Annotated in this window: 9 protein-coding genes; 3 read left to right on the top strand and 6 right to left on the bottom strand. The window is 65.0% G+C overall.

Going from position 1 to position 7,657, the window contains the following annotated elements; genetic code table 11:
* Positions 1-26: 26 nt before the first annotated feature.
* The 6 genes from acpS to folK all read right to left on the bottom strand — a co-directional run bounded on the left by acpS (position 27) and on the right by folK (position 5,307).
* The gene (gene acpS, locus P0645_RS13460) at positions 27-485 is read right to left on the bottom strand and encodes a holo-ACP synthase (RefSeq protein WP_284165102.1); all 459 of its coding nucleotides are present in this window, start codon (positions 483-485) and stop codon (positions 27-29) included.
* A gap of 181 nt (positions 486-666) precedes the next feature.
* A complete protein-coding gene (locus tag P0645_RS13455; RefSeq protein ID WP_284165101.1) occupies positions 667-1,413 on the bottom strand; it encodes a pyridoxine 5'-phosphate synthase in 747 nt (248 codons plus the stop codon).
* Positions 1,410-2,111 (bottom strand): DUF2062 domain-containing protein, encoded by a 702-nt coding sequence (locus tag P0645_RS13450; RefSeq protein ID WP_284165100.1) that lies wholly within the window; start codon positions 2,109-2,111, stop codon positions 1,410-1,412. The genes P0645_RS13455 and P0645_RS13450 overlap by 4 nt, the downstream gene beginning before the upstream one ends.
* A 42-nt stretch (positions 2,112-2,153) precedes the next feature.
* Positions 2,154-4,274: a RelA/SpoT family protein gene (locus tag P0645_RS13445; RefSeq protein ID WP_284165099.1), complete on the bottom strand. Its 2,121-nt coding sequence runs from the start codon at positions 4,272-4,274 to the stop codon at positions 2,154-2,156.
* Between the two features lie 22 nt (positions 4,275-4,296).
* On the bottom strand, positions 4,297-4,650 hold the full coding sequence (gene rpoZ, locus P0645_RS13440) for a DNA-directed RNA polymerase subunit omega (protein WP_284165098.1): 354 nt from the start codon (positions 4,648-4,650) through the stop codon (positions 4,297-4,299).
* 114 nt (positions 4,651-4,764) lie between these two features.
* Positions 4,765-5,307, bottom strand: a complete 543-nt coding sequence (folK, locus tag P0645_RS13435; protein WP_284165097.1) for a 2-amino-4-hydroxy-6-hydroxymethyldihydropteridine diphosphokinase — start codon at positions 5,305-5,307, stop codon at positions 4,765-4,767.
* Between the two features lie 164 nt (positions 5,308-5,471).
* On the opposite strand from folK, the gene P0645_RS13430 reads away from it, so the two are divergent.
* From P0645_RS13430 to rnhA, 3 genes are all read left to right on the top strand, one after another.
* Positions 5,472-6,044 (top strand): LabA-like NYN domain-containing protein, encoded by a 573-nt coding sequence (locus tag P0645_RS13430; RefSeq protein ID WP_284165096.1) that lies wholly within the window; start codon positions 5,472-5,474, stop codon positions 6,042-6,044.
* A gap of 89 nt (positions 6,045-6,133) precedes the next feature.
* Positions 6,134-7,105, top strand: coding sequence for a 4-hydroxy-3-methylbut-2-enyl diphosphate reductase (ispH, locus tag P0645_RS13425; protein WP_284165095.1), 972 nt, complete (start codon positions 6,134-6,136; stop codon positions 7,103-7,105).
* Positions 7,098-7,568, top strand: a complete 471-nt coding sequence (gene rnhA, locus P0645_RS13420; protein ID WP_284165094.1) for a ribonuclease HI — start codon at positions 7,098-7,100, stop codon at positions 7,566-7,568. The genes ispH and rnhA overlap by 8 nt, the downstream gene beginning before the upstream one ends.
* Positions 7,569-7,657: the final 89 nt, after the last annotated feature.

The following is a 7,657-nucleotide window of genomic DNA, read 5'->3' as shown; positions in this document are numbered from 1 at the left end:
GCCCTCCAAAGAATCCATATCACCCCTCACCGCCAGAGATATTTCTCAAATGCGATTCCCCTGCCCTTTGGCGCGGGGGCGGCCGAAAGCGGCCGCGCCTCGATCACCACGAAGGCCTGGGCCCAGGGGTGGTCGTCGGTCAGCGTGACATGGACGATGGCCTCGTGCCCCGGCGGGGTCATGGCGGCCAGCCGTTCCGCGGCCCAGCCGGTCAGATGCATCACCGGCTGGCCGGAGCGGAGGTTGGAGACGGCCATGTCCTTCCAGCTGATCCCCATGCGCAAGCCGGTGCCGAGCGCCTTCGAGCAGGCCTCTTTCGCGGCCCAGCGTTTGGCATAGGTCGCGGCCACGGCGCGGGGGCGGCTTTGGGCCTTGGATTGTTCGCGTTCCGTGAACACGCGGTCAAGGAAGCGTTTACCAAAGCGCGCGAGCACCGCCTCGATCCGTTCGATGTTCGCAAGGTCAGTGCCGATGCCAAGGATCATGGTTCTCGCCCGAAATCTGCCGTCTGGTATCCGTCCCGCAGCCGTCCCGCAAGCGTATGGCATCCGTCCCGACATCTGGACAGGCTTTGGCAACGATAATGATGCAGGCTCACGCGCGCGGCGCAAATGCCTTCGCGAAGGCATTTGGGGGCCGAAAAATCTTCGCGAAGATTTTTCGGCGTCAGCCGCGGGCCGCGTCCATCAGGCGGCGCATCTCGGCGATCGCCGGGCCGAGGCCGGTAAAGATCGCTTCGGCGATCAGGAAATGGCCGATGTTGAGTTCGCGGACCTCGGGGATGGCGGCGATGGGGGCGACCGTGTCGAAGGTCAGGCCATGGCCTGCGTGCACTTCGAGCCCGAGCGAATGGGCGAGGCGCGCGCCTTCGATCAGCGCGGCCAGTTCGGCGTCGCGTTCGTCAAAGCGCCCCTCGGCGTGAAGGTCGCAGTAATGGCCGGTGTGAAGCTCCACCACCGCCGCGCCGATGCGGGCGGAGGCCTCGATCTGGCGGGGATCGTGGCCGATGAACATGGAAACGCGGCAACCCGCCTCGCGCAAGGGCGCGATGAAGTCGGTCAGGCGGTTCTGGTCGGAGGCGACGTCGAGACCGCCCTCGGTCGTGCGCTCCTCGCGCTTTTCGGGGACGAGGCAGACGGCGTGCGGGCGGTGGCGGAGCGCGATGGCCTGCATCTCGGCCGTGGCGGCGCATTCGAAGTTCAGGGGGCGCGAGAGGGCGGCCATCAGCGCCTCGATATCGGCGTCGAGGATATGGCGGCGGTCTTCGCGCAGATGCGCGGTGATGCCGTCGGCGCCCGCCGCCTCGGCCATCAGGGCGGCGCGCACCGGATCGGGGTAGGCCGAGCCGCGGGCGTTGCGGACCGTTGCCACATGGTCGATGTTGACGCCCAGGCGCAATCTGTTGCCGGTCATGTCTCGTCCTCCGCTTCGGCCTTGCCCGCCTTCGCCGCAGCCTTCTCGGCCCGCCGCCGTTCCTTGTCGGCCGCTTTCTGGCGCTTTTCAATGGCGCGTTCGATCCGTTCGCGCCGCTGGCGGTCGCGGAGCTTCTGATAGGCGGCGACGCCGGGGAGCGTGGCGTAATAGCAGATCATTCCAAGCACGATGCCGGGGATCAGCCCGCCGATCAGATAGGGCAGGAATATCTCGTCGAAGAAATGCCTCAGCCCGGCCCAGTCGGCGACCGCAGGGGTGAAGAGCGCGCGGACATTGTGATAGAGGCTTGTCCAGACGCCCGAGAAGCTTTGCAGGATCTCCTCGAAGCCGAAGGCGGAGGGATCGCCCAGCATCCAGTGGCCCAGTTCGACCGAGCCATAGGCGATGAAGGGCAGCGTGACGGGATTGCCGAAGAAGGTGGCGATGAGGGCGGCGAGGATATTGCCGCGGATCGCCCAGGCGATCACGCCTGCGCCGATGAAATGCAGCCCGAAAAGCGGTGTGCAGGAAATGAAGACCCCGGCGAAGACCCCGCGCGCGATGCGGTGGGGCGGGTCGGGCAGGCGGCGCAGGCGGTGGACGACATACTGGAGGGCGCGCCACCAGCCGCCGCGCGGATAAACGAGCTCGGTCAGTATCGTCGTGAACGGGCGCCGGTCGCGCCGTCTGAATACCATAGTCTTCCCCTCGGGGCCGCAATCACTCAGGGCTTGAATCACTCAGGGCTTGCGCGACAGGTCCCTGATACGTTCCACCTGCGCCACGTCGCTTTCCGCTTCAAGCGCTTTCAGCACCATATGCAGATGTTCGGCATCACGCAGGTCAACTTCAAGAATGAGACGGTAAAAATCCGGTTTGCGATCGACGAAAGTCAGGTCGGAAATATTGGCCATCTGTTCGCCGATCAGCGTGCAGATGCGGCCAAGGACGCCCGCGCCATTGGCGATTGTCAGGTTGAGGCTGACAGGGAAGGCAGCGGCGTGGCGCCCCGCATGCCAGTGAAGATCGACCCAGCGTTCGGGCTGTTCCTCGAATTCGGCGAGTGCGGGGCAGTCGATCGCATGCACCACGACGCCCTGGCCGCGATAGGTGATGCCGACGATCCGTTCGCCCGGCACCGGCTGGCAGCAGTTTGCCCGGCGGAAGGACTGGTCGGCGGCAAGGCCCACGACCGGGCGGCGGCTGTCGACCTCGTCTGCGGTCTGGGCGGCCAGTTCGGGATAGATCGCTTCGATCACCTCGCGCGCGGTCAGTTCGGCGCTGCCGAGGCGGGCGAGCACTTCGGTCTCATCAGGCAGGCCGAGGGTCTTGGCCGCGGTGCGCAGGGCCTTGTCGGTGGCCTTCTTGCCCACATGTTCGAAGGCGACGCGGGCCAGTTCGTGGCCGAGCTTGACGAACCTCTCGCGGTTTTCCTCGCGCAGGGACCGGCGGATCGCGGATTTGGCGCGGCCGGTGGCGACGATGTCGATCCAGGTGGCCTGCGGGCGCTGGCCCGCCGCGGTGATGACCTCGACCGACTGGCCGTTCTTCAGCCGCGTCCACAAGGGCACGCGGATGCCGTCGACCTTGGCGCCGACGCAGGCATTGCCGATGCGGGTATGGATCGCATAGGCGAAATCGATGGGGGTGGCGCCCTTCGGCAGCTGCACCACGTCGCCCTTGGGCGTGAAGCAGAAGACCTGGTCGGAATACATCTCGAGCTTCACGTTCTCGAGGAACTCGTCATGGTCGTCGCCATTGTCGAACCGTTCGGTCAGCGTGGCGATCCAGCGGGCGGGATCGACGGCGAACGGGTTCTGGGCGCGCTCGCCGTCGCGGTAGGACCAGTGGGCGGCGACCCCGGCCTCGGCCACTTCGTGCATCTGGCGGGTGCGGATCTGCACCTCGACCTGCTTGCCGTCGCGGCCCGAGACGGTGGTATGGATCGAGCGGTAGCCGTTCGACTTGGGCTGGCTGATATAGTCCTTGAAACGGCCCGGCACCGCGCGCCAGCGGCGGTGGATGGCGCCGAGGATGCGGTAGCAGTCGCCCTCGCTCCGGCAGATGACGCGGAAGCCGTAGATGTCTGAGAGGCGCGAGAAGGCGAGCTGCTTTTCCTGCATCTTGCGCCAGATCGAATAGGGCTTCTTGGCGCGGCCATAGACGTCGGCCTCGATCTTTTCCTTTTCCAGCTCCAGCCGTATGTCGGCGGTGATCTTGTGGATCACGTCGCCGGTTTCGCGCTGGAGCGTGATGAAGCGGCGGATGATCGAGGAGCGCGCCTCGGGGTTGAGGACCTTGAAGGACAGATCCTCCAGTTCCTCGCGCATGTACTGCATGCCCATGCGACCGGCGAGCGGCGCGAAGACATCCATCGTCTCGCGCGCCTTGCGGGCCTGTTTTTCCGCCTTCAGGGACTTGATCGTGCGCATGTTGTGCAGACGGTCGGCCAGCTTGACGAGGATCACGCGCAGATCCTTCGACATGGCCATGAAGAGCTTGCGGAAATTTTCCGACTGCTTCGATTCGGTCGAGGAGAGCTGCAGGTTCGTGAGCTTGGTGACGCCGTCCACCAGTTCGGCGACCTCCTCGCCGAACATCCCGGCGATCTCGCCCCAGGTGGATTTCGTATCCTCGATCGTGTCGTGCAGAAGGGCTGTGACGATCGTCGCATCGTCGAGCCGCTGTTCGGTCAGGATCGCGGCGACGGCGACGGGATGGGTGAAATAGTCCTCGCCCGAATGGCGCTTCTGCCCCTCGTGCATCTTGCGGCCGTACTCATAGGCACGGCGGATCAGGTCGGCGTTGGTCTTGGGGTTGTAGTTGCGGACCAGCGCGATCAGGTCTTCGACGTCGATCATCGCGGGTCCGCCTTCAGGCCGATCAGGCCTCGCCCTGTGCTTCCATCAGGGCGCGGAGGAGTTTTTCTTCCGACATGTCGTCATGCGCCGGGCGATCCATCTCGGCGCTCATCAGCAGCGCCATGTCGTCATCCTCTGCCTCGTCGACCTCGATCTGGGTCTGGTGGCTTTCGATCATCCGTTCGCGCAGGTCGTCGGCGGTCTGGGTTTCGTCAGCGATCTCGCGCAGCGCCACGACCGGGTTCTTGTCGTTGTCGCGGTCGATGGTCAGGCCGGAGCCCGCAGCGATCTCGCGCGCCCGGTGCGCGGCGAGCATCACGAGCTCGAACCGGTTCGGGACCTTGTCAACGCAATCTTCGACCGTAACGCGGGCCATGAGCAGACTCCAATTCCTTCGGAAAAGCTGGAAACCGCTATTTAGGACCAAGACCCGGGAAAGACAAGCACCTATCGCCGCCGCGCAGAAAAACCGCGCCGCGCGCAGGACCGCTCAGAACGGGCGCACCGCGCGGCGATCCTCCGTCGGGAGTGCGGCGAGCATTTCGGTCACCGTCCGACCTGTCAAGGGGTGGCGGTGGCCCGGCGCGACCTCGGCCAGGGGCACGAGGACGAAGGCGCGGTCCTGCAGGCGGGGATGGGGGAGAATCAGCCGGTCCGGTGTCGCGGATTGTTGCATTTCGGCATCGAGGCATATCCATTCTGCAACAGTTTTCTGGTCCGGCAGGATCAGATCGCCGACAAGCAGGAGGTCGAGGTCCAGCGTCCGCGCGCCCCAGCGACGTTCCCTCGTCCGTCCGGCCTCGGCCTCGATCTGATGAAGGCAGGGAAGGATCGCTTCCGGTGCCTTGTCGGTTGCTAAGGCCGCGACTGCGTTCACATATTCCGGACCCGAGCCCGCCGGAAAGGCCGGTGTCAGATAGAACCGGCTGACGGCAAGAAGCGGCCCGAGGGAGGTGGCGAGACGGGCGAGCGAAAGGGTGATCGTCCGCGCCGGCGGCCCGAACCCTGACGGTTCGTTGCCGCCAAGTGCCAAGATGCAGCACCTATTCTTTTGGACAGATTCCATTTACGCTAGAATTCCGCTTAATCGCGTATGCTTTGGCCGTGTCCGCCAGAGCCCGTTGGTGTTTGTCGTAACTAGTCTGTAAACCACACTTACGGAAGCCACTCTGTCCGAGTTTTTTGAAAGGGACATTAATGTTCTACAAAGACGAACGGCTTGCGCTGTTCATCGATGGTTCCAACCTTTACGCGGCGGCGAAAGCGTTGGGCTTCGACATCGACTACAAGCTCCTGCGACAGGAATTCGAACGGCGGTCGAAACTGTTGCGGGCGTTCTACTACACGGCCCTTCTGGAGAACGACGACTATTCCCCGATCCGGCCTCTGGTCGACTGGCTGAACTACAACGGCTTCACCATGGTGACGAAGCCCGCGCGGGAATATACCGACAGCCAGGGCCGCCGGAAGGTGAAGGGCAATATGGAGGTCGAGCTGACGGTCGACGCGATGCAGCTTGCGCCGCGTGTGGATCATGTCGTGCTCTTCTCCGGGGATGGCGACTACCGCGCGCTGGTCGAGAATCTGCAGCGCCAGGGGGTGCGGGTTTCGGTCGTCTCGACCATCCGCTCGCAGCCGCCGATGATCGCCGACGAACTGCGCCGCCAGGCCGACAACTTCATCGAGCTCGATGCGCTGCGCGATGTCATCGGTCGTCCGCCGCGCGAACCGCGCGGGGAATCGGTCGCAGTGGCCGCTGTCGAAGACTGATCCCGGGCCCAAGGGCCCCGGCCAATCCGCTTGACACCGGTCCCGCGCGCGGGCCTAACCGGGCGTGGAAACGCCCGGCTGGAACTTTCATGTCGAACGCAAAGCTTCACCTCTATCTCGCCGCGCCGCGCGGCTTCTGCGCGGGCGTCGACCGCGCGATCAAGATCGTCGAGATGGCGATCGAGAAATGGGGGGCGCCGGTCTATGTGCGCCATGAGATCGTCCATAACAAATTTGTGGTGGACGGGCTGAGGGAGAAGGGCGCGGTCTTCGTCGAGGAACTGGACGAATGCCCGGTGGACCGTCCGGTGATCTTTTCGGCCCATGGCGTGCCGAAGGCGGTTCCGGCCGAGGCCGAGCGGCGGCGGATGGTCTATGTCGATGCGACCTGCCCCTTGGTGTCGAAGGTCCATATCGAGGCCGAGCGGCACCATCAGAACGGATTGCAGATGGTGATGATCGGCCATGCCGGGCATCCGGAGGTGCTGGGCACGATGGGGCAATTGCCCGAGGGCGAGGTGATCCTCGTGGAAACCGTCACCGATGTGGCGCAAGTGAAGCCGCGCGACGAGGGCAAGCTGGCCTTCATCACCCAGACGACCCTGTCGGTCGATGATACGGCGGCGGTCGTCGCGGCGCTGAAGGCGCGGTTTCCGGCGATCATCGGGCCGCACAAGGAAGATATCTGCTATGCCACGACCAACCGGCAGGAGGCGGTGAAGGCGATCGCGCCGAAGATCGACGCCCTTCTGGTGATCGGGGCGCCGAATTCGTCGAACTCCAGGCGTCTGGTGGAAGTGGGCCGGGCGGCGGGCTGTGTCTATGCGCAGCTTGTCCAGCGCGCGACCGACATCGACTGGCGGGCGCTTGAAGGTGCGGAGGCGGTGGGTGTGACGGCCGGGGCGAGCGCGCCCGAGGTGCTGGTCAACGAGGTGATTGAGGCGTTCCGCGCCCGGTTCGACCTGACGGTCGAACTGGTCGAGACGGCAGAGGAGCGGGTCGAGTTCAAGGTGCCGCGGGTTCTGCGGGAACCTCGGGCGGTGAAAGCGGACCATGCCTGACTATTTCGCCTTCACCGATGGCGCCTGTTCGGGCAACCCGGGGCCGGGGGGCTGGGGGGTGCTGTTGCAGGCGAAGGCGGGCGACAGGGTGGTTAAGGAACGCACCCTTTCCGGCGGCGAGGCGGAGACGACGAACAACCGGATGGAGCTTCTGGCCGCGATCTCGGCCTTGGAGGCACTGGGCAGGGCGACGGCGATCACCTTGGTGACCGACAGCGCCTATGTGAAGAATGGCGTCACCCAATGGATCTTCGGCTGGAAGCGGAACGGCTGGCGCACGGCCGACAGGAAGCCGGTGAAGAACATCGATCTGTGGCAAAGGCTCGATGAGGCGCAGGCCCGCCATCAGGTGCGCTGGGAATGGATCAAGGGCCATGCAGGCCACCCCGAGAACGAACGCGCCGACGAACTGGCGCGGGCGGGGATGAAGCCCTTCAAGCCCGCGCGCCGAACCGAAGGCTGACGCGCGGGTGACGCGGCAAAATCCTTTGCGAAGGATTTTGCCCCCCGCCGCCGCGCGGCAAAATCCTTCCTGAAGGATTTTGCGTCTCC

It is taken from the genome of Frigidibacter sp. SD6-1, assembly GCF_030143255.1.
Lineage (GTDB): Bacteria > Pseudomonadota > Alphaproteobacteria > Rhodobacterales > Rhodobacteraceae > TMP-24.
This window is presented reverse-complemented; position numbering and strand designations above follow the sequence as displayed.

What these genes read in the sequence shown, in the direction of transcription:
- acpS (WP_284165102.1), bottom strand. Translation starts at nt 485, where the DNA reads ATGATCCTTGGCATCGGCACTGACCTTGCGAACATCGAACGGATCGAG.
- P0645_RS13455 (WP_284165101.1), bottom strand. Translation starts at nt 1,413, where the DNA reads ATGACCGGCAACAGATTGCGCCTGGGCGTCAACATCGACCATGTGGCA.
- P0645_RS13450 (WP_284165100.1), bottom strand. Translation starts at nt 2,111, where the DNA reads ATGGTATTCAGACGGCGCGACCGGCGCCCGTTCACGACGATACTGACC.
- P0645_RS13445 (WP_284165099.1), bottom strand. Translation starts at nt 4,274, where the DNA reads ATGATCGACGTCGAAGACCTGATCGCGCTGGTCCGCAACTACAACCCC.
- rpoZ (WP_284165098.1), bottom strand. Translation starts at nt 4,650, where the DNA reads ATGGCCCGCGTTACGGTCGAAGATTGCGTTGACAAGGTCCCGAACCGG.
- P0645_RS13430 (WP_284165096.1), top strand. Translation starts at nt 5,472, where the DNA reads ATGTTCTACAAAGACGAACGGCTTGCGCTGTTCATCGATGGTTCCAAC.
- ispH (WP_284165095.1), top strand. Translation starts at nt 6,134, where the DNA reads ATGTCGAACGCAAAGCTTCACCTCTATCTCGCCGCGCCGCGCGGCTTC.
- rnhA (WP_284165094.1), top strand. Translation starts at nt 7,098, where the DNA reads ATGCCTGACTATTTCGCCTTCACCGATGGCGCCTGTTCGGGCAACCCG.